Source organism: Winogradskyella sp. MIT101101, assembly GCF_047126865.1.
Classification (GTDB): domain Bacteria; phylum Bacteroidota; class Bacteroidia; order Flavobacteriales; family Flavobacteriaceae; genus Winogradskyella; species Winogradskyella ouciana.
The window spans coordinates 3444527-3465595 of sequence record NZ_CP138982.1 but is presented as its reverse complement, the minus strand read 5'-3'; the positions used below and the strand labels follow the sequence as shown (position 1 = coordinate 3465595).

Here is a 21069-nt window from a genome sequence, read left to right as displayed (position 1 = left end):
AAAAGCCTTAACTCTTCAGTTAAGGCTTTCTTTATATTAGGCTTCTACAGCTTTCTTCTTTTTATTCTTTTTTGGCTTAAATCTCACTTTTAAATTCTTAAATGCTGTTGTGATATACACTAACAACGCATAGAGGAATACAACGGCACCAGACATTTCCAATAACTCTTCAAAAGAATACATCATAGCGTAAGTGAATGTATATTCCGTATGGATTTCCGCGTGCCAACCTCCCAACATCTCCATACCAACGGCACCACCTACGTATAAAACACCTGCGATAATGAATAGTTTTAAGACGCGTTTTGGCAAACGCATCATAAATTTAAAGTATGCGATGAATATTAATATGGTAACTGCTAAGTAAGGAATAAACCATGCAAAATATAAAAGTCCAGAGGTATTAAATAAGGCTTCCATCGGAGCACGAAGTTGCTCATGGATCTGTATCATTTCATCAAATGCCAAAAAGATAAATATGGCAGATAAGCCCAACCAATGCCAGAATTTTTGACCTAACTTCTTATGCGTAAATCCAATAAGCGCCAATAGAAACCCATTAAACATTAATGTTAAAGAAGAAAAATACGTTGGTAAATTGGCTTCAAGGTTAAAGTCGAATAGCTTTATCATTAGCCTTGTAACTTTACTGTCCATCCCTTCGGTATTGAATCTTAAATACACAGCAAAAAGATTACCCAATAAAAGAAACAGCACTACAATTAATAAAGCACGTAAAACCTTTGATTTTCGTAATTCAAATTTCATAAAAAATAAAGATTGTAATAGACAATTAGGGATACTTGTCTATAGATATTGATTTAATTAATAGCTCTTATCGTCGAAGGTAGAATTAAAAATAACAGTGCTTAAAAAACTTATGTAAAAAACCTATTATTTCGATTAAATGTTAATTTAACATCACCAAATTGTTAATCAAATCTCCATGAAGCGAAAATCTACAGGAAACATTTGTATTTATTTAGCATTTGAAAACATTTATAATCTTTAAATTTACAGTCTAAAACACAATAATTATGGCAAATGTAACCTTAGGAGGCACTCCAGTAGAAACAATAGGCAACCTACCAACAGTTGGTAGCAAAGCTCCAGATTTTAAATTAACTGACACAGACTTATCAGATCAATCATATTCAGATTTTGAAGGCTCTAGACTAGTATTGAATGTATTTCCTAGTGTAGATACTGGTACATGCGCACAATCCATTAGAACTTTTAATGAAAAGGCAAGTCAATTGGATAACACCAAAGTACTTTGCATTTCTAAAGATTTGCCATTTGCCATGGCACGCTTCTGTGGTGCTGAAGGCATTGAAAATGTGGTTAGCCTTTCGGATTACAAAACAGGAAAATTTGGAAAAGATTACGGTCTTACATTTACAACAGGAGCGTTTGAAACTTTACTATCGCGTTGTATTGTGGTTATAGATACAGATGGAACAGTATTACACACTGAGCAAGTTTCTGAAATTGCTGACGAACCAAACTACGAAGCTGCGATTAAGAGTTTAGCATAGGTTTGATGCAAAAAAAGGAATCCTTTCTTATTAATCGCCTAAAAAGTGTTGGCTTTGCCTTTAAGGGCATGCTTATTCTTATTAAAACCGAGTCGAGTATAAAAATTCAGGTTTTTATTGCTGCTGTTGTGACCATTGCCGGATTTTATTATAATATTTCAACCACGGAATGGATGGTGCAAATCGCTATGATTGGCTTAGTGATGAGCATTGAAGGCGTTAACACGGCTATTGAATATATCGCGGATTTTGTACATCCAGACCATCATCCTAAAATTGGACTGATAAAAGATATATCCGCAGGTGCGGTGTTTATCGCTTCCATTGTAGCGGTTATAATTGCGGGCATTATTTATTTTCCTAAGTTTTAATACATACCAAAACAACCATTACAAGCGTTACATATTTGTATTTTTGTACCAGCCAAAACCAGAAACACTTCTAAGCCTTAAAATGAAATCCATCGTTGTAACATTTTCCATTATCATTCTGCTTTTAAGTTGTAATTCGAGAGATAAAACAAGTGCTCAAACTGAAGTTATAGAAATTCCAGAGGTAGAAACTATTATAAAGTCAGATCTTAACATTAACAAAGATTTTGTTCTTGGTAAATTTGATTATAAAAGTGATTCTACCTTTATAAAAGTTGATGCACAACACGCTTCTAAAGACATCTACCTAAAAAAAGAAGCTTATGATGCTTTTTTACAAATGGTAGAAGCAGCAAATGGAGATGGTGTCAACTTAAAAATAGTTTCTGGAACACGTAATTTTGAAGAACAAAAAGTGATTTGGGAACGCAAATGGCGAAAGTATAAACAATTAGAGCCTAAAGAGCGCGCTTTAAAAATTTTAGAGTACAGTTCCATGCCAAGTTCTTCGAGGCATCATTGGGGAACAGATATAGATTTAAATAGTTTAAATAATTCGTATTTTAACAGCGGAAAAGGATTAAAGGCATATGAATGGTTAACCGCAAATGCCAACAGCTTTGGGTTTTACCAAGTATATACCGACAAAAGCAATGGCAGAACGGGTTATAATCTCGAAAAATGGCATTGGTCCTATTTACCATTAGCAAGTAACTATTTAGAATTTTACAATGCTAATATAAATACCGAAGACATCTCAGGATTTGAAGGTGCTGAGCTTGCGGAAGTGCTTTTAATCATTGAGGAGTATGTTAATGGTATTTCAGAAAAAGCAAAACAATATAAATAAAATAGATTCCCATTTTCATGGGAAGTAAGCATGACGAAAAGAACAACCAAAAAGAAACGAACCACCAAAGCAAAGGCTAAGCCAAAGGCAAAACTTAAAAAACCTTCGTTTAAATTATCCAATCAGCAAAAACTCATTTTTGGTAGTTTACTGATCATCATTGGTGTCTTACTTTTTATTTCTTTCCTGTCCTTTATATTCACAGGAAAAGAAGACCAGAGTGCATTAAGTAACTTTCCAGACCGTTCAGAAGACTATAAAAATTGGGCAAGTCAATTAGGAGCTTGGGTAAGTGAACTTTTTATCACCAAAGGCTTTGGTATCCCTTCATTTATTTTTTCAGGATTAATTTTTCTTTCTGGAGTCTATGTTACCCTTAACTTGAAAAAAGCCAAACTTAGAAAGCATTGGATTTGGGGAACTTTAATTGTTATTTGGCTGTCTATTTTCTTAGGATTTTTTACGCATAAATACGATTTACTTGGTGGTACTATAGGTTTTGAAATGAATCATTTCTTTCAGGATTATATTGGTAAAATAGGAACCATACTTTTACTCCTCTTTGGGCTTATCGCTTATTTGGCAATTCGATTTAAAGTAACAGGTGATACATTTGTTGGACTTTTCAATCGTGCTAAAAAGGATCTTAAAGATGGAACAACTTCAGGCATGGACCAGGAAGAGTCGAGTGTGATTGTTGACAATAGTTTAACCGAAGAGGCAGAAGCCATAAAATCGGCTTTTGAAATTCCTCTTGAAGATAAAAACCCTACAATAGGCAACCCTTCCAAGCCAGATAGCAAATCAGAAGACTTAAAAATCGAAGTTGACGAAAAGCCAAAAGAAGAAACTATAGAAGAACCTGAATTAAAGATGGAGGTGGAAACATCTAAGGAAGAAGTTTCTGAAACCGACAATCTTGCTGACAAACTTGTGGAAGATTTTGGACAGTTTGATCCTACTTTGGAACTGAGCAACTATCAATTTCCTCCTTTGGACTTATTGAAAAAATATGACAACGAAGGGATTTCAATAGATCAGGAAGAACTTGAGGAAAACAAAAACAGAATTGTTGAAACCTTAAGTAATTACAAGATTGGCATTAGTAGCATTAAAGCCACTATTGGCCCAACGGTAACCTTATATGAAATTGTCCCTGATGCTGGTATTAGAATTTCAAAAATTAAAAATCTTGAAGATGATATTGCGCTTTCACTAGCAGCATTGGGCATTAGAATTATTGCGCCAATTCCTGGAAAAGGTACAATAGGTATTGAGGTGCCTAATAAAAATTCGACGATTGTTTCTATGCGATCGGTAATTGCATCACAGAAATTTCAGCAATCTAAAATGCAACTACCTATTGCTTTTGGTAAAACCATTAGTAACGAAACCTTTGTCGTTGATTTAGCTAAAATGCCTCACTTGTTAATGGCTGGTGCTACAGGACAAGGAAAGTCGGTTGGATTAAATGCTGTACTGACCTCATTATTATACAAAAAGCATCCTGCTGAAGTAAAGTTTGTTTTAGTCGATCCTAAAAAAGTGGAATTAACACTATTTAATAAAATTGAGCGTCATTATTTAGCGAAACTTCCAGATAGTGAAGATGCTATTATTACTGATAACACCAAGGTTATTAATACACTGAATTCGCTATGTATTGAGATGGATAACCGTTACGAAATGCTTAAGAATGCATTTTGTAGAAACATCGCAGAATACAATGCCAAGTTTAAAGCCCGAAAACTTAATCCTAATGATGGTCATGCATTTTTACCATACATCGTCTTGGTGGTTGACGAGTTTGCCGATTTAATTATGACTGCTGGTAAAGAAGTAGAAACACCAATTGCAAGATTAGCGCAACTGGCTCGTGCCATTGGTATTCATTTAATCATAGCTACGCAACGTCCTTCTGTGAATGTCATCACAGGTATTATTAAAGCGAACTTCCCAGCACGTATCGCCTTTAGAGTAACGAGTAAAATAGATTCGCGTACCATATTAGATGGTTCTGGTGCTGATCAGTTAATTGGTCGAGGTGATATGCTTTATACACAGGGTAACGATTTAATTCGTCTTCAGTGTGCTTTTGTTGACACTCCAGAAGTTGAAAGAATCACGGAATTTATTGGTGCTCAGAAAGCTTATCCAGATGCACATTTACTCCCAGAATATGTTGGCGAAGAAGGTGGCACAAATCTTGATATAGATATATCGGACAGAGATAAATTGTTCCGGGAAGCTGCTGAAATCATTGTTACAGCGCAACAAGGGTCAGCGTCTCTTTTACAACGAAAATTGAAATTAGGTTACAATAGAGCCGGTAGGATTATAGATCAATTAGAAGCTGCAGGCATTGTAGGTTCTTTTGAAGGCAGTAAGGCGAGACAAGTATTAGTACCAGATTTAGTAGCTTTGGATCAATTATTAGAAAACGAGAAATAATAAAAATTAGATAAAAAGATCGCTTCGCTGTTAGATAAAAAAACTGAAACTAACAGATAAGATTTAAATTATAAAAGACATGAAAAGATTATTTATTATAGCATTTTTAGCACTTGGACTTACTGGCTTTGCTCAAAGCGACTCCAAGGCTGAAGCATTATTAAACGAGGTTAGTAAGAAAATTAAGGCATACAACAATATTAGCCTAGACTTTAAATACGAGTTAAACAATGTAAGCGAAAATATTAAGCAAGAAACGCGCGGTGATGTTGTTATTGAAGGTGAAAAGTACAAGCTTAACATCTTAGGTGTTACAAGAGTCTTTGACGGCAAAACACTTTACACTATAAGTCCAGAAGACGAAGAAGTCACCATTTCTTCAGACAACACAGAAGATGAAGGCACTATTACACCAAGTAAAATGTTATCGTTTTATGAAGATGGTTATACTTATAAGATGGATATTGTTCAAAATGTAAAAGGTAGAAAGATTCAGTATGTAAAGTTGAATCCTATCGATACCAATTCTGAAATAAAGCATATTTTATTAGGTATAGATGCCACAACAAAGCATATCTACAACCTTATAGAAGTGGGTAAAAACGGAACAAAGACAACATTAACTGTTAATTCTTTTAAAACCGATCAGCCTATCTCAAAAACCTTATTTACATTTGACGAAAGTAAATACAGTGATTACTTTATCAATAGAATCGATTAAGGTTTAATAAAAAAGATTACCGCTTTTGCGGCAACTCAATGAAAATATTAGATAGGTACATACTTATCACATTCTTAAGGACGTTTTTTAGCGTCTTTATTATATTCATGTTCATCTTTGTTCTGCAAGGCGTTTGGCTCTATATCGCTGAGCTGGCAGGTAAGGATTTAGATATTTCTGTTACGGCAAAGTTCATTTTATACTATATGCCGAAGCTTATTCCTCTGGTAGTGCCATTGACCATTCTGCTATCATCTATTATGGTATTCGGGAATTTTGCAGAGAACTATGAGTTTGCTGCAATGAAATCCACTGGGATTTCTCTACAGCGTGCTATGCGAAGCTTAAGTGTTTTCATAGTTGCCCTAGGCATCGCCTGTTTCTTTTTTGCCAATAATGTTATTCCTTGGGGAGAGTATAATTTTTATAACCTAAGACGAAACATCGCTAAAGTAAAACCAGCCTTAGCCATTGCAGAAGGGCAGTTTAATGAAATTGGGGACATAAACATTAAAGTTGAAAAAAAGTCTGGAGATAGAGGTCAGTTTTTGGAAGGTGTTGTGATACATCAAAAAAGCTCTGCAAGAAAAGGAAATTATAAAGTCATAGTATCGGAAAAAGGGGAGCTGAAAAGCTCACCTGACTCTAATGTACTTCAACTAGAGTTGATCAATGGTAATTATTATGAGGAAATCGTCAATAGAGATGCACGAAAAAATGTGGATAAACCACATGCCAGAAGCTACTTTGACAATTATATTATAAATGTTGACCTCGAAATTCTTAATTCTGAAGATTTAGACGAAAAGAATTATAGAGGTCGTCATTCAATGCAAAATATTGATCAATTAAATTATACCATTGACAGTCTTCAAAATCAACGAGAAGAAGATTACAAATTGCTCTCAAAGACACTCTACGGCCGTACAACGTACTCTGCATTAAACCTTAATATCAATACAAAAGATAAAGATTCGCTGTTTACAGGAGATGTTTTAGATCTTTTCCGTGCTGGTCAAAAAGTACAGATAGTTAATCTTGCCATCAACTCAGCCAATAGTACAAGACAGATTATAGACTCTAACAAGAATAATTTTGAAATCAAAGCAATATTTCTAAACAAACACATTATTGCTTTGCACGATAAATTTGTTCTGGCCTTTGCTTGTATCATACTCTTTTTTGTTGGTGCTCCATTAGGTGCTTTAATTAGAAAAGGTGGATTAGGCTTACCGATGGTTATTGCCATAGTATTGTTTTTAACGTATCATTTTTTTGGGATTTTTGCTAAAAACAGTGCCGAAAAAGGAAGTTTTAGTCCAATTATAGGGTCTTGGCTATCTACAGCCGTAATGTTGCCATTGAGTATTTATTTAACGACAAGGGCAACCAATGATAAAGGAGTCTTTCAGTTTGATGCTGTAATGGTGCCTCTAAAACGTTTATTTACACCAAAGAATAAATTGCAGTTATCTGAAAGCGAAACTAAATCTTACAATTACTATAAAAAATATTCAGTTGAGGAATTGGTTGGTATAATTAAGAAACAAGATGAATTTGATTTAGATAAGAAACCAAAGGAGATTGCCCTTCATAATTTATTGAACAGAAATATTCCTTTAGAAAGCTTAAAAAAGGAAGGTCTAGAGGTAGATGATAAACTTATTAAAGCAAGAACCCTTTTGAAGGATTACAAGGACTACTCCACAACTAGTTTGGTCAGTTTTATCATTGGTGGCGTTTTATTGGGCTTACATTTTATATGTAAAAACAATAAGCTGCCAGAAGTCGCTGAAGCATCACTTAGCCTTAGTATTATTGCATTTGTATTCTTTATTATTTATGTTGTTGTAGATGCAGTTGTCTATTCTAAATTTTACAAAACGATTGGGCAAAAAAAGAACCGTTTTAATCCAATAATTTTCATTTTAACGCTTCCGCTCTACCCCTTTAAATATTTGATTCATCGAAACAAGATTACACTAGACTTCTACCGAAGTTGTATCCAAAATATAAAATAAACGTATCTTAGCAGCCTTAAATTTGTTGTGATGTCAGTTAACACTATGAATACAAAAACTAAGTTGAATACTATAGAAGAAGCCATTGAGGATATCCGTCAAGGGAAAGTTATTATTGTCGTCGATGATGAAAATCGCGAAAATGAAGGTGATTTTGTTGCTGCAGCAGAAATGGTCACACCTAAGATGATCAACTTTATGGCAATGCATGGTAGAGGTTTAATTTGTACTCCACTTACAGAACATCGTTGCGAGGAACTTGAGCTCAACATGATGGTGAGAAACAACACAGATCCTATGGAAACTGCGTTTACCGTTTCAGTAGATTTAAGAGGAAATGGTGTTAGTACTGGTATTTCTGCAAATGATAGAGCTAAAACCGTAAAGGCATTAGTTAACAGCGACACCAAAGCATTTGAGTTAGCAAGACCTGGACATATATTTCCTTTAGTTGCAAAAGAAGGTGGTGTTTTAAGACGTACAGGTCATACGGAAGCTGCCATAGATTTTGCACGTTTAGCAGGATTTGAACCTGCAGGTGTCATTGTTGAAATAATGAACGAAGATGGTACCATGGCGCGCTTGCCACAACTTATGGAAGTGGCTAACAAATTTGACTTAAAAATTGTTTCTATTGAAGATTTAGTGGCTTATCGCATGGAGTACGATTCCTTGATTGAGAAAAAGGAAGACTTTGATATAGAAACGCGTTTTGGAAAATTTAGATTAAGAGCCTATTTACAAACTACAAATAACCAAGTTCATATTGCCTTAACAAAAGGTAATTGGAAATCTGACGAACCCGTTTTAACGCGTGTAAATGCCACTTTAGTTAATAATGACATATTAGGAACATTAACTAACAATGCAGACCAGAAGTTAGATGATATGTTTAACTCCATTAACTCAGAAGGTAAAGGAGCAATTATCTTTATTAATCAACAGGCAGAATCTATGAATCTACTCTCTCGCCTGGAAATATTAAAGGAAAATCAAGTTGAAGGACAGGTTGTAAAAGCACCTAGAATACCTATGGATGCAAAGGATTTTGGTATTGGTGCACAGATTCTTCACGATCTTAAGATTAGCAAGCTCAAATTAATGTCTAATGCTTTACAGACTAAACGTGTTGGTATGATTGGCTATGGTCTAGAGATTGTTGAGTATGTTAATTATTAATTAGAACTTTTTTACTAACCGATTGACCTTCAGAATAAATTTTAAGTACATAAATCCCTGATTTTAGGTCTTTTGCATTTATTCTATTTGTACTTTGGTTCTGATTTATAACCAACTGACCTAATGTATTGTAGAGCTCTAATTTTTCAATGTTTGAATTAGATTTTATATTGATATAACTCGTAGCAGGATTTGGATAAACACTAAATTTATTTTCAAATTCATCAGCGACACTTAAGGTATTCTGATAGACCCTCACATAATCAATGACCATACTACTTTGCGTAAAATTTGGATCTATTGTACCAGATACGCCACCCATCGCTATATTCAACAATAAATATTGGTCTTCATCAAAAGGCCAAGTGTCTGCATTTTTAACAGAAGGATTGTAAGTGTAAAAACCAACACCATCAATCATAAACGTAATTTGATTTGGAGACCAATTCATGGAGTACACATGAAAATTATTAGCAACATCATCTAAAGCATAGGATTGGTAATTTTCAGTGGCGCCGAAACTAGAAGGAGTATGCAAAGCGCTGCTTACAGTATTTGTAGCACCCAAGCCATGTTCCATAACGTCTATCTCACCACAAGCTGGCCAATTAGTGGTTCCAAAGCCTTGGTTATCCCAATAGGCTCCGTCTTCGTTTATGTTTTTACCTAAAGTCCAGATTGCTGGCCAAGTACCATCCCCTTCTGGTAACTTAGCTCTTACATCTACTCTACCGTATGTAAAGGCAAACTTTGAGTTTAACCTTGCAGAGGTATATTGTTTGGTTTCGCCTTGATCTGTAAAACTCTCTTTTATGGCAACTATATTTAAAAATCCGTTATCTACATATGAGTTTTCAATACGATTGGTATAATGTTGCTCCTCTCCATTAAACCAATTTCCACCTGCAGGTAACTGGGTTTGATGAAACCAATTGTTAGAGTCTATACTTCCGTTGATATCAAACTCATCTGCCCAAATCAAATCATTATATATAACATCCAGTTCGTTAGGATCTACGGCTTCAGATCCATCATTTATGTCGTCAATAAGATAAGTACCCGTTGTTGTATTACCTCCATCTACAAAAATTGTAAGTCTAGAGTATGTGCCTGTTGCGTTTATTAGAGTTGAAGTTCCACTGATGGTAGCATTAGCAAAATTGAAAGATATATCATTTGTCCATCCCGAACCTGAGTTGCTCATAACAACCTCTACATCTGGATTGGCACCACTCTCTAACTTTACCATAATATTATGCGTATTAGGGTCGAACTGATAAAAAGATAAGGTGATGACCTGTTCGGCATCTAAATCTACAGGCGAAGCTAAATCCAAATAAAACCCTTGCCAAGGATCTGAACCATCATTAAAAAACTGACCTACAGGATCACTACCATCGTCTGGATCCGTATTGAACGAAAATCCACTATTTCCAAAAGTAGCAAATGCATGCGACCCATCTGAAAAATTGATAGGCATCTGTTGTGCGAACAAAAACCAAGTTGACAGAATAGTAATTGTAGTTATAATGTAGTTTAACTTCATAGCTTTTTTTTAGTAAAGTTATGAATCAATCACTTTATATTAAAACATGAAACCTATACAAAAACAGTACAATACCATTTTTGTATAGGTTACTTTAATAAATTAAACGTTGATTCTTACTGGATGGTCATTTTATTATTTAAACCCAACATATTCAGCTTCTGCATCTAAAATTCCTTTTACATAAGTCTTATACTCTGCATAATCCTCTGGATTAATATTATCGTAAGGCGTTGTGCAGTCTATCGTTACTTTTAACTTATTTGGTTTTGATACCTCATAAGTAATTGAGTATTCATGGTTTTTGAATTTAAAGCTCTTGCTTTCTGGTATTTCTACAAAAGATTCTCCTTCTTTAATTTCTATTATATATTCTGTTTTATAGGTGTCTACAGTTTCGTATTGGATATAATCGATAATATAATTACGCTCTTCTAATTGAATTATAGAGTTTTCGTAAGGATGAGATATTATTGGTAGTTGCATTATTTTAATTGAACCAATACTGCTCATTTTTTTATTTAATGTTAAATCTGTTTTAAAAGATACTGCTGTATTATCATCCTTCTTTTCAATATCTGAAATTTCATTTAATGTAAAGTCATCAATCAATTTTGCTTTATAATCGTCAGTCATGTTATTTTTAATGACTTCAGCATTAGGTTCGCTAAAGACCTCGTTGTAATACGAAACATTATGTCCTTTTACCTCTGTTGTGATATCTAGGTTCAAATTATCATCATTAACGTTTAATACAATGACGTTTTCAACGTGGGATTTAACTCTATTAACATCATCTAAATGAATTAAATCATAGGTCTTATTTAAGTTCTCCGACGCTAAAGGTATTTCTAAAGCCGTAGCTCCCCTTAAGCTTGTTGGCAACGCTTTATATGGTAAATATTTACTCGTAAGCTCTAAGAATTGTGGTTTGCCATCTATCATTACCTTAACGATACAATGGTTAAAGTCCGTGCTTGGCAGCACCAAGTTGTTTCTTCCGTAATCCGATGTCAGCACCAAAACCAAATTAGATTTTAATTCTGCCATTTTAGCTAAGGTTACAAATAGCGTAGAAAAATCTTTACAGTCACCTAAACTTGTGTTTATAGTCTTTGCTGGTTTTTGAGGAATAAATCCGCTTTGTTTAAAGCTTACATAACTATAGTTGAAGTTAGATGTAATATAGTTGTAAATAATCTTTGCGCGTTCATCTTCGCTAAGTTGCTTATAACCATCAGGGAATAACTTATTAAACTCCTCTTCTACTTTGGTGTTGATTTCAATTCTAGATCTCACCAAATCCGAATACCAAATAGATATATCATTCCAATCGCTAATGGTACTAAAATGCAAATACTCAACATGATCTACAGAGTTAGGCATATAATCCTCAGCAAACATTAATGTTTCAGGATTGTTTATTTCCCATTTGTATAAGTTGTGATCTTTCCTTTTTATTACTTCAGGTTCTAAATTCCCATTCATGTATTTGTGATGTAATTTTACCGAGTGAGGTACTAAAATCTCTACCGAAGTCATTACCGCTGGGTGAAAAGACGCCATTTGTATTTTATCTGAAATATCTTTATAAAATCTTCCGGTTGTAGACACAATACCTTCATAATCTATATATACAACATCACCAATATTGATGTCATTAAACACAAGATTAGAGCCTCTTCTATCTGCCGGAACTACATTACCATTAGGTTTTACCAATTCAGACTTTAAAAATTTATAAGACCCTCCAAGTCCTAAGTTGTATTCTTTAAACGTTTCAATACCATTGTTAGAGGTGACCTCGTAGATATAAACATAACGGTATTTAAAACCACCTTCTTCAAAAATCTCTATATTGCTATCGTCCATTAGAATATTAAACCCATAATTGTTGGTTGTGATTTTGTTTCTATTGGATTCTATATAATCATAAGCTTCTTCTACAACTAGGTCATTAATGAGATTTTCCTTTTTTGAAATATCATTTATTTTATTTCTTAATTGGGAATCGCCACTGTTATGAGTTAGCGCTTTTTCGTAATATTTTAGAGCTTCATTGGTTTTACCCAATTGTTTTAAAATATCCCCTTTTAGCTCCATGGTTGTAAAACTATAAGGATAGTTTGCAAGCATCTCCTCTGCATAAGGCAATGCTTTCTTATACATTTGATGACGCATATAATTATTGACAATCCGTTTTAGATACGTATTATCATTTGTTAAATGTTCGTAATCTTTAACAACGAGAGCCAATGACTTTTTCTTCTGGTTTTTATCCTCGTAATATTGTATAAGTTGATTTTCTGCGCCCATACTGAACCCGTTCTCCACGATATCCTCTAAAATAGAAATGGTTTTGTCTTGGTCTTGAAAAATCTGATCATAGAATGGTGCATATTTAAGTCTAAAACTATCGTTACCATATTTTTCGGCTAGAGTGTTTAGGTTTTCTAATGTATTCTTAATACCGTTAATATCTTCTTTTCTTGCATAAGAAATAAAATCGGCACCAGTCTTAATGAGTTCAGAATCAAAGGCATTTTTAAGTTTTACGATATACTCATCAAACTCATCCATAGTTAGCCTAGACAACTCACCATATTCAGACAGTTTATTTAAAATTGGAAGATAATAATCAGGATCATCGCGCTCAATATTCTCATTAAGTTCATTAGCAGAGGTATAATCGTTTTCTAAATTATAGGTTTGCATTAAAGCATTACGAAGAAAAGAACTTTTTGGGTAGTCTTTGTAATGTGGCATTAATACATTTCTTGCTTCTTCATATTTTGAATTTCTTATATAAGTTGCGTACAATGCATAATGGTACAGAAAGTTATTTGGATTAGCTTCTATCTTCTCTTTAAAAAAGGCCTCGAAATCATTCTCTTGCTCTTCCGGATTTAAAGCTTCCAGACTTGAAGTATTATAACTAACCGGATTAATAGAAATTGTTACGTTTTCTAAAGGCTTCTTGTTTTCATCAAAAAGTGACAACAAGAAATAAGACGTAGAATTACTTTCGGCAGTTTTTACCAACAATCTGTTATTACCCTTTGGTAAGTTAACGGTTACTCCGTAGGCATTTAAGTCTGTTGATACGTCTTTATCATTTTTAAAAATCTCAACATCATTTAAAAAAATCTTAAAAGCAGACCCGCTTCCCATACGGATAAAAATCCTCCGGTCTTCACTAGAATTCACAAATGTTTGTGCGTAATTAACGCCAGAACCATATTCGTTATGGTTAGTAAAAAACTGATAAGCCTCCTTACTATTGGTACCATTGTACCAACCTAAATAGCCATTACTTCTCGCATCAAACATGCTCTCATTACTTGGATTTTTTTCAGCTTCATAAAATTTGTCCAGTCCACTTTTATTAAGATTCTCAAAACTTCCGCAGTACTGCCATTCCTTTACACTATTAATTTTATCATTAAAGCTGTAATAAGCATCCCAATCATTTTTGTGTCGCCCTTTTATGGCTTCGAGATATAACACAGCATCTTGTAAATCTACATGCGATATGCCATGATCACTAATATCATCGATAGTTTGAAAAACCTGGTTATTAAAACCTTCATCTAAATAATCTTGAAACAAAAAGGATTTGTTCCAGAAGGCAAATAGATAATATTCAAACTCGTCTTTGGCCAAAAATTCATCCAAAAACTTTTTACTGGTAATGATCTTGCCGTTTTCATTTCTCAAAATTTCATTAGAAAGCAACCATTCTAGATCAGAACTTTTGTTTTTCTTGATTAATTTTTCCGCTTCAGCTCTATCATTGGACAACAGTTTGTTCCAAAATTCTTCATGATTACTTTGAGCCAGGCAATTAAATGCAACAAAAAGAATTGCCGCAATGGAGAGGTAAACTTTCTTCATAGGTTTATTTGAGATATTTAATTAATAGTTTCAATAATTTGAGCCATTTTATTAGCCCTGGTTTTTACTTCTTCTTTTGTCCAAGAGAGTTTTATTAGACAAGAAATATTTCTTCCGATGTAATGGTCGGATTGTTCAAAAGATTTGGTTTGAAGATATTGCAAACCTTCTTTTACTTCTTTAGAAATTGGATATAAAGATTTTAAATTCGTTAAATGGTCCCATTTTCTTATATAATGCCAATTGTTGTCATAGTAGTGAAAACAGGCATCAATACCATTATCTTTAAATGCTTTGGAAACTTTTCTTGCAGACTCTAAATCTGGCAGAAAGAAGTTTAAAAACGCATAACTTTCTTCTCCGCCATCTGGTACAGTTCTAAAAGTTACTTCAGGAATATGGGACAAAGCCTCTCTTAAAATGGTATAGTTTCTTTTCTGAATAGAAATAAACTCTGGTAGTCTCCTTACTTGAGCCAGTCCAACTGCAGCATTCAATTCTGATATTCTAAAATTATAACCCAAAAACGGATGGGTTTCAGCACCTCTATCATTACCAACATGGTCGTGCCCATGATCTGAATAATGATCTGCATTGGTATAATAATCCTTGTTATTTGTGACTACTGCTCCACCTTCTCCACAAGTAATTGTTTTTACAAAATCGAAAGAAAAGCAACCTAAATCAGCTATGCTTCCAAGGGGTTTTCCTTTATAGCTACCGCCAATGGCTTGGCATGCATCTTCAACAAAAATTAAATTATGTTTATCACAAACCGTGCGTAAAGCATCCATATTGGCCATGCTGCCACACATTTGTACTACCATTACGGCCTTTGTTTTTGCTGTGATTGCTTCTTCAACAGCCTTTGGGTCTAGCGTTAAGGTATCATCAATATCTACCAGTACAGGAATTGCTCCCAACATCATAATAGCTTCAAAACTGGCAACGAAAGTAAATGTTGGCATAATAACTTCATCGCCTGCACCCACACCTGCTGAAGCCAATGCTATTGAAACTGCGGCAGTACCACTCGATACTAATTGTACATAATCTGATTGAAAGGTTGAGCGAAGTTCAGCTTCTAATTCTTTAGCTTTCCAATGACCTTTGCGCATGCCATCAAAGCCATAGCGCATTAATACTCCATTATCTAAAACATCATTAACTTCTTTGCGCTCTAAATCGCTGAATAACTCAAATCCTGGCATAAATTATCTTAAAATTGAAGTCTTAATATTAAAACAATTTTAAGTTTCTGCCAAAGGTTTGATATTAAAATTACTACAATTCAATGATAGTATCCGATAAAGGTTTTCTTACTTTTTTTAAGCTTGCGAACATATCGTCTTCAGCTCTATAACCTACAGGAAGTAATAATACCGAGCTGAGCCCATGCTTATCTAACTCTAAAGCCTTGTCCAATTCTGAAGGTATAAATCCTTCCATTGGGCAACTATCTATATTTTCAACCGCACAAACGGTCATTAGATTTCCCAAAGCTATATAGGCTTGTCGTGTTGCCCAATTATATTTTTTGTCTGAAGGCATATTGTTAATCGTGGTTTTTAAACCTTTTCTAAATGGGTTTAAAATATCGTCTGGTGTATTTCTCAAAGCCTTAACGGCATCAAAATGTTGGTCAACATCTTTATCGTCTATTTCATTCTGTATGCACAATATCAACAAATGAGAAGCATCTGCTACTTGACGCTGTCCATAAGAAAGCGGAACTAATTTCTCTCTAACTTCTTGATCTTCAATCACCACCATCTTTAAAGTTTGCAAACCGTAAGACAAAGCTGTTAAATTAAAAGCTTCTTTTAAAACATTAAGTTTTTCTTGAGGTAGTTGTTTATTAACATCGAACTTTTTAGTGGCGTAACGCCATTTTAACTTCTCAATTATCATGTTCTTATTTTTTGTAAAAATACATAATTAACTCAAGGGTGAAATTATATTCAAAGATGGAATATTTTGAATAAATTTATATCCAATTCTCTGCAAATGAATATCGCTATCCTAATTTTGGCGGCTGGAGGCTCTTCAAGAATGAAAGCAACCAAGCAATTGCTACCCATTGATAACAATACCATGTTAGGCCTTACAGTTGAGCGTGCTTTAAATTCTAAAGCCAATAAAGTCTTTTGTGTTTTGGGTGCCAATTCAGAAGAAGTCAGTAAATCCATAGCAGACTACAATGTAAAAATTATTCTCAATTCTGAATTTGAAAAAGGTCTCAGCTCTAGTATTATTAAGGGAATTGAATCAATAAAACCTTATTCCTTCAATGCCGTTTTAATCACTTTAGCTGACCAACCAAATGTTGATACTGAGTATATAAACACATTGATTGACACTTCAAAAAAGCACTCACAACATATAATCGCATCAAATTATTCAGGCGCTTATGGTGTTCCTGCTATTTTTCCGAGTAAATTTTTCGATCAATTATTAAAACTAAAAGGTGATAAAGGAGCAAAAGTATTCCTGAACTCAAATTTAGAAACGGTCATAGCTGTAGAAGCAAAAGATCAACTTATAGACATAGATACAAGAGAAGATTATTTAAATTATTTAAAAAACACGTAGGTCATTTTTCTATATGTTGATTATTAAATACTTACATCGATAAAAATCACACAAATATTTTATAACTTTAGCTGAACTCATTTTTTAGGATTATGGCAACTTTTAATTTAAAAGTAAACGGAAAAAGCAAAACTGTTAACGTGGACAATGACACGCCTTTGCTTTGGGTGCTTCGTGATGAACTCAATTTATTAGGTACGAAGTACGGCTGTGGAATTGCACAATGTGGTGCTTGTACCGTACATGTTGATGGTGTTGCAATAAGAAGCTGCTTCGTACCAGCTTCTAATATAGCGGATTCTGAAATTACAACTATCGAAGGCCTTGCTAAAGAAAAACTACACCCTGTACAAGAAGCTTGGAAAGAGCTTGATGTTCCGCAATGTGGTTACTGCCAAGCAGGTCAGATAATGACAGCTACTTCATTTTTAAAGCAAAACCCAAGTCCAAATAATGAAGATATTAGAAATGCCATGAATGGTAATCTATGCCGTTGTGCAAGTTATAATAGAATTGAAAAAGCAGTGGCTTTAGCTGCCAAAAAAATGTCTTAAAGCATAACCTGCCTGCCGACAGACAGGTGGGCATTTGGCAGGAAAACAGATACTGCCAATCTAAATTATTACATTACTTAGCGATAAGTGATAGCAAAACTTCTAGAGATGAAAAATCAAAACAAAGTAGCATTTAGCAGACGTAATTTCATAAAAACTTCTGCATTAGCCAGCGGAGGACTTTTAATAGGTTTCAATTTTTTTACAGCTTGCAAGGAGGCAGCTCAACCACCAGTGGATATTTCAAAATTGAACTTCAATGATTTTAATGCTTTTATAAAAATTGCAGATAACGGTTATGTAACTATTTTTTCTCCCAACCCTGAAATTGGGCAAGGTGTAAAAACATCTATACCCATGATAATTGCTGAAGAGCTAGATGTGCCTTGGGAGCATGTTTCAGTACAACAAGGTCTACTGGATACTGAAAATTTTCAGAGACAAGTGGCAGGTGGTAGCCAATCCATTAGATTTGGTTGGGATGCGTTACGACAAACCGGAGCTACGGCAAAACAAATGTTGGTAAATGCTGCTGCTGCAAAATGGGGAGTCGATGCTTCAACATGCAAAGCTTCAAATGGTATTATCACAAATAACAATGGTGATACTTTAGGTTATGGAGACGTAGTAAGTGAAGCGGCATTATTGGAAGTACCCGAAAATGTCACCTTAAAATCACCGAAAGATTATAAAATTATTGGTAAGGACGCCATTAATGTAGATATGGAAGCTATTATAACCGGAAAACCATTATTCGGATTAGATTATACTTCTGAAGGTATGAAATATGTTTCTGTTGCTCGTCCTCCTGCCTTTGGGCAAAAAATTGATTCTTTTGATGCTACTGAAGCCAAAGCAGTTAACGGAGTTATTGATGTAGTACAATTTGGAGATAAGGTAGCTGTTTTAGCATCAAATACTTGGGCTGCAATGAAAGGCAAAAAAGCCTTGAAAGTCAATTGGACCAATGATAATGATTTAGAAAACACATCTGATCATGACCATGAATTAAATAAAATATTAAACAGCAACAAATTAGATGTAAGACGCGAAGATGGCAATGTGAAAAAAGCTTTTGCCGAAGCCGATAAAGTTTTAGAACACACTTACGAATCTCCTTTTCTACCTCATAACTGTATGGAACCTATGAATTTCTATGCTAACGTTACAGATGATAAGGTTCATTTAGTTGGCCCAATTCAAACACCAGCTGGTACAGCAAGACGTATTGCCAACCTTATTAATAGAAATGAAGATGATATTCATTTAGAAATGACAAGAATGGGTGGTGGTTTTGGGCGACGTCTATATGGTGATTTTGCATTAGAAGCAGCAGAAATTTCAAATATCACAAAACAACCTGTTAAAGTTATATTTTCCCGAGAGGATGATATGGCGGCAGGTATATATAGACCTGCAATAAAGTATAGAATAAAAGCCTCTATAAAAGATGGAAAAGTGACGGGATACCATTTAAAAGAGGCTGCGATAAATTCGAACATGTATGGCTTAATTCCTAATTTTTTCCCTGCTGGTGCTATAGAAAATTACAAAGTTGAAACCGGAAATTATAGAAGTAAAATAACAACTGGTGCATGGAGAGCTCCCTACACTAATTTTCTAGCTTTTGCCGAGCAGAGCTTTTTTGATGAACTTGCTAAAGAGTTAGAAATTAACCCTGTGCAGTTACGGTTAGATTTGTTGAGCAATGTTGAAGACGGTAAAGACCCTAGTATTGAATATTCAGCTAAACGTATGACCGATACAATTAATCTCGCTGTAGAAAAAAGTAATTGGGGAAAATCTAGAGATGGAATCTATCAAGGATTTGCAGCCTATTACAGTCATAACACGCATGTTGCAGAGGTAGTTGACATTAGTATGAAAAACGGAAATCCTATGGTAGAAAAAGTAACCGTTGCTGTAGATTGTGGAATTGTTGTAAATCCAACTGGTGCCAAAAATCAAATTGAAGGTGGAGTAATTGATGGTATAGGCCATGCCATGTACGGTGATTTTTCTTTTGAAAATGGACAACCACAAGATGTTAACTTTAACACCTATCGATTAATCAGAATGAAAGAAACTCCAATTGTTGAAACTCATTTTGTTGAAAATGAATTATCACCAACTGGTTTAGGGGAACCGGGTTTACCTCCTGCTGGTGGCGCGCTATCAAATGCTATAAAAGCTGCTACAGGACAAGTTCTAACCAAACAACCTTTTATAAATGAATTTAATAAGCGAAAGACAGATTTAAGTGCATAACGCTAACCTATAGCTAAACTTCTGTCACTTTCTTAACTGCACGATATGCTGGAAAATAATCTGCTTCGAGAATATCAGGTGCATGATCGTTACCAAGTTTTTGCGAAACTAATTCTTTATATACATTTTCATTAACAATGTACTTCCAGATTTTAAATTCCTTAAAATCCTTAGAGAAGCAACTTTTAAATCTAAAAAGAGAGTCTTCATTACTTCCTAAACCTCCACCAAGGTTAAAGTACTTATAACCTTCTTCGGTAGATTTGATACGCATTTCATCTATAACTAGCTTTATAGGATTGAGTTCAAAATGCTCTTCGCTAAGACCTGACAAATGATATTGTACAATATCTCCTTTTTTCATAAACATTGCAGCTCCTATTATTTCTTCAGATTCTGCATGGACGCATAAGGACAACTCAGACTCATAATCCTCGCTTGATAAGATTTGATGATAATATTTATTAGTAAAAAAATAGCTATCATCTGCATCAACACGCCTCATATTCTCATGGTATAGACGTATAAAGTCATCAAGATGCTCATCTATGTTACCTTTAATTACAGTACAAGACCTTCGCGATTTATTTAAATATGTTTTTAAACGTCTGCTGAATTTTGCTCTTTGATTTTCTATGGTGTCGGTTAAGTCTATATTCACAACATTTCCTAAAGCCGTAATTGTACCCAACCCTTTTAGAATACTTTCTTGATGTTCAATGTAAGGATGAAGCCTAGAAAACACAGATACTATATTATTCTTTTGCAAAAATTGATTAAACTCATCTTGAAAATCATCTACGTTAAAATTTTCATCAATATGTTGTACTAACGGACCAGCATAACCATATACTGAGGTAGCATCTTTATAGTCAGAGTTATCAATATCTCTAAGAAGCAAAGGAATTAATAAAGATGTCTGCCCATCTGCATATTTTATAAGGATAGGGTATTCATCATTACTTTTTGACAACTGATGATAATCGTATGTATGGTAAAAGTCTGAATTGGAAACCAAAGCGATTTGTTCCTTCCAAACTTTCTTATCTTTTATGACTTCAATCATTTAATAGCTAATTATATA

16 protein-coding genes are annotated in these 21069 nt (G+C 34.3%); 10 read left to right on the top strand and 6 right to left on the bottom strand.

The features are described 5' to 3' along the window. Window positions 1-36 precede the first annotated feature (36 nt). Complete coding sequence (locus tag SIB89_RS15570) at window positions 37-768, bottom strand: hypothetical protein (protein WP_412560491.1); 732 nt, start codon at window positions 766-768, stop codon at window positions 37-39. Between the two features lie 269 nt (window positions 769-1037). Here SIB89_RS15570 and tpx point away from each other — a divergent pair, with 269 nt between their 5' ends. From tpx to ribB, 7 genes are all read left to right on the top strand, one after another. Then, window positions 1038-1538, top strand: a complete 501-nt coding sequence (gene tpx / locus SIB89_RS15565; RefSeq protein WP_412560490.1) for a thiol peroxidase — start codon at window positions 1038-1040, stop codon at window positions 1536-1538. A gap of 5 nt (window positions 1539-1543) precedes the next feature. Next, the gene (locus tag SIB89_RS15560; RefSeq protein WP_412560489.1) at window positions 1544-1909 is read left to right on the top strand and encodes a diacylglycerol kinase family protein; all 366 of its coding nucleotides are present in this window, start codon (window positions 1544-1546) and stop codon (window positions 1907-1909) included. Between the two features lie 43 nt (window positions 1910-1952). Next, on the top strand, window positions 1953-2759 hold the full coding sequence (locus SIB89_RS15555; RefSeq protein WP_412560488.1) for a M15 family metallopeptidase: 807 nt from the start codon (window positions 1953-1955) through the stop codon (window positions 2757-2759). A 30-nt stretch (window positions 2760-2789) separates the two neighbouring features. Then, window positions 2790-5210, top strand: a complete 2421-nt coding sequence (locus SIB89_RS15550; RefSeq protein ID WP_412560487.1) for a DNA translocase FtsK 4TM domain-containing protein — start codon at window positions 2790-2792, stop codon at window positions 5208-5210. Between the two features lie 79 nt (window positions 5211-5289). Further along, window positions 5290-5931, top strand: a complete 642-nt coding sequence (locus tag SIB89_RS15545; protein WP_412560486.1) for a LolA family protein — start codon at window positions 5290-5292, stop codon at window positions 5929-5931. A gap of 38 nt (window positions 5932-5969) precedes the next feature. After that, on the top strand, window positions 5970-7952 hold the full coding sequence (locus SIB89_RS15540) for an LptF/LptG family permease (protein WP_412560485.1): 1983 nt from the start codon (window positions 5970-5972) through the stop codon (window positions 7950-7952). A 30-nt stretch (window positions 7953-7982) separates the two neighbouring features. Further along, window positions 7983-9131, top strand: a complete 1149-nt coding sequence (gene ribB / locus SIB89_RS15535; protein ID WP_273292246.1) for a 3,4-dihydroxy-2-butanone-4-phosphate synthase — start codon at window positions 7983-7985, stop codon at window positions 9129-9131. On the opposite strand, the gene SIB89_RS15530 is transcribed toward ribB, so the two are convergent. From SIB89_RS15530 to SIB89_RS15515, 4 genes are all read right to left on the bottom strand, one after another. Beyond that, complete coding sequence (locus SIB89_RS15530; protein WP_412560484.1) at window positions 9121-10677, bottom strand: family 16 glycosylhydrolase; 1557 nt, start codon at window positions 10675-10677, stop codon at window positions 9121-9123. The two genes, ribB and SIB89_RS15530, sit on opposite strands and share 11 nt — an antisense overlap. 135 nt (window positions 10678-10812) lie before the next feature. Further along, complete coding sequence (locus SIB89_RS15525) at window positions 10813-14571, bottom strand: transglutaminase domain-containing protein (protein ID WP_412560483.1); 3759 nt, start codon at window positions 14569-14571, stop codon at window positions 10813-10815. Between the two features lie 17 nt (window positions 14572-14588). Beyond that, window positions 14589-15782 (bottom strand): DegT/DnrJ/EryC1/StrS family aminotransferase, encoded by a 1194-nt coding sequence (locus SIB89_RS15520; protein ID WP_412560482.1) that lies wholly within the window; start codon window positions 15780-15782, stop codon window positions 14589-14591. Window positions 15783-15855: 73 nt separating this feature from the next. Further along, window positions 15856-16482 (bottom strand): NAD(P)H-dependent oxidoreductase, encoded by a 627-nt coding sequence (locus SIB89_RS15515; protein ID WP_412560481.1) that lies wholly within the window; start codon window positions 16480-16482, stop codon window positions 15856-15858. Between the two features lie 66 nt (window positions 16483-16548). Between SIB89_RS15515 and SIB89_RS15510 the strand changes: the two genes are divergently transcribed. From SIB89_RS15510 to SIB89_RS15500, 3 genes are all read left to right on the top strand, one after another. Next, window positions 16549-17163, top strand: coding sequence for an NTP transferase domain-containing protein (locus SIB89_RS15510; protein ID WP_412560480.1), 615 nt, complete (start codon window positions 16549-16551; stop codon window positions 17161-17163). Between the two features lie 92 nt (window positions 17164-17255). Continuing rightward, complete coding sequence (locus tag SIB89_RS15505) at window positions 17256-17717, top strand: (2Fe-2S)-binding protein (RefSeq protein WP_412560479.1); 462 nt, start codon at window positions 17256-17258, stop codon at window positions 17715-17717. 108 nt (window positions 17718-17825) lie between these two features. Further along, window positions 17826-19985: a molybdopterin cofactor-binding domain-containing protein gene (locus SIB89_RS15500; RefSeq protein ID WP_412560478.1), complete on the top strand. Its 2160-nt coding sequence runs from the start codon at window positions 17826-17828 to the stop codon at window positions 19983-19985. Window positions 19986-19998: 13 nt separating this feature from the next. Here SIB89_RS15500 and SIB89_RS15495 read toward each other — a convergent pair whose 3' ends face one another. Then, a complete protein-coding gene (locus SIB89_RS15495; RefSeq protein ID WP_412560477.1) occupies window positions 19999-21051 on the bottom strand; it encodes a GNAT family N-acetyltransferase in 1053 nt (350 codons plus the stop codon). Window positions 21052-21069 lie beyond the last annotated feature (18 nt).

What these genes read in the sequence shown, in the direction of transcription:
- SIB89_RS15570 (WP_412560491.1), bottom strand. Translation starts at nt 768, where the DNA reads ATGAAATTTGAATTACGAAAATCAAAGGTTTTACGTGCTTTATTAATT.
- tpx (WP_412560490.1), top strand. Translation starts at nt 1,038, where the DNA reads ATGGCAAATGTAACCTTAGGAGGCACTCCAGTAGAAACAATAGGCAAC.
- SIB89_RS15560 (WP_412560489.1), top strand. Translation starts at nt 1,544, where the DNA reads ATGCAAAAAAAGGAATCCTTTCTTATTAATCGCCTAAAAAGTGTTGGC.
- SIB89_RS15550 (WP_412560487.1), top strand. Translation starts at nt 2,790, where the DNA reads ATGACGAAAAGAACAACCAAAAAGAAACGAACCACCAAAGCAAAGGCT.
- SIB89_RS15545 (WP_412560486.1), top strand. Translation starts at nt 5,290, where the DNA reads ATGAAAAGATTATTTATTATAGCATTTTTAGCACTTGGACTTACTGGC.
- SIB89_RS15540 (WP_412560485.1), top strand. Translation starts at nt 5,970, where the DNA reads ATGAAAATATTAGATAGGTACATACTTATCACATTCTTAAGGACGTTT.
- ribB (WP_273292246.1), top strand. Translation starts at nt 7,983, where the DNA reads ATGTCAGTTAACACTATGAATACAAAAACTAAGTTGAATACTATAGAA.
- SIB89_RS15530 (WP_412560484.1), bottom strand. Translation starts at nt 10,677, where the DNA reads ATGAAGTTAAACTACATTATAACTACAATTACTATTCTGTCAACTTGG.
- SIB89_RS15525 (WP_412560483.1), bottom strand. Translation starts at nt 14,571, where the DNA reads ATGAAGAAAGTTTACCTCTCCATTGCGGCAATTCTTTTTGTTGCATTT.
- SIB89_RS15520 (WP_412560482.1), bottom strand. Translation starts at nt 15,782, where the DNA reads ATGCCAGGATTTGAGTTATTCAGCGATTTAGAGCGCAAAGAAGTTAAT.
- SIB89_RS15515 (WP_412560481.1), bottom strand. Translation starts at nt 16,482, where the DNA reads ATGATAATTGAGAAGTTAAAATGGCGTTACGCCACTAAAAAGTTCGAT.
- SIB89_RS15505 (WP_412560479.1), top strand. Translation starts at nt 17,256, where the DNA reads ATGGCAACTTTTAATTTAAAAGTAAACGGAAAAAGCAAAACTGTTAAC.
- SIB89_RS15500 (WP_412560478.1), top strand. Translation starts at nt 17,826, where the DNA reads ATGAAAAATCAAAACAAAGTAGCATTTAGCAGACGTAATTTCATAAAA.
- SIB89_RS15495 (WP_412560477.1), bottom strand. Translation starts at nt 21,051, where the DNA reads ATGATTGAAGTCATAAAAGATAAGAAAGTTTGGAAGGAACAAATCGCT.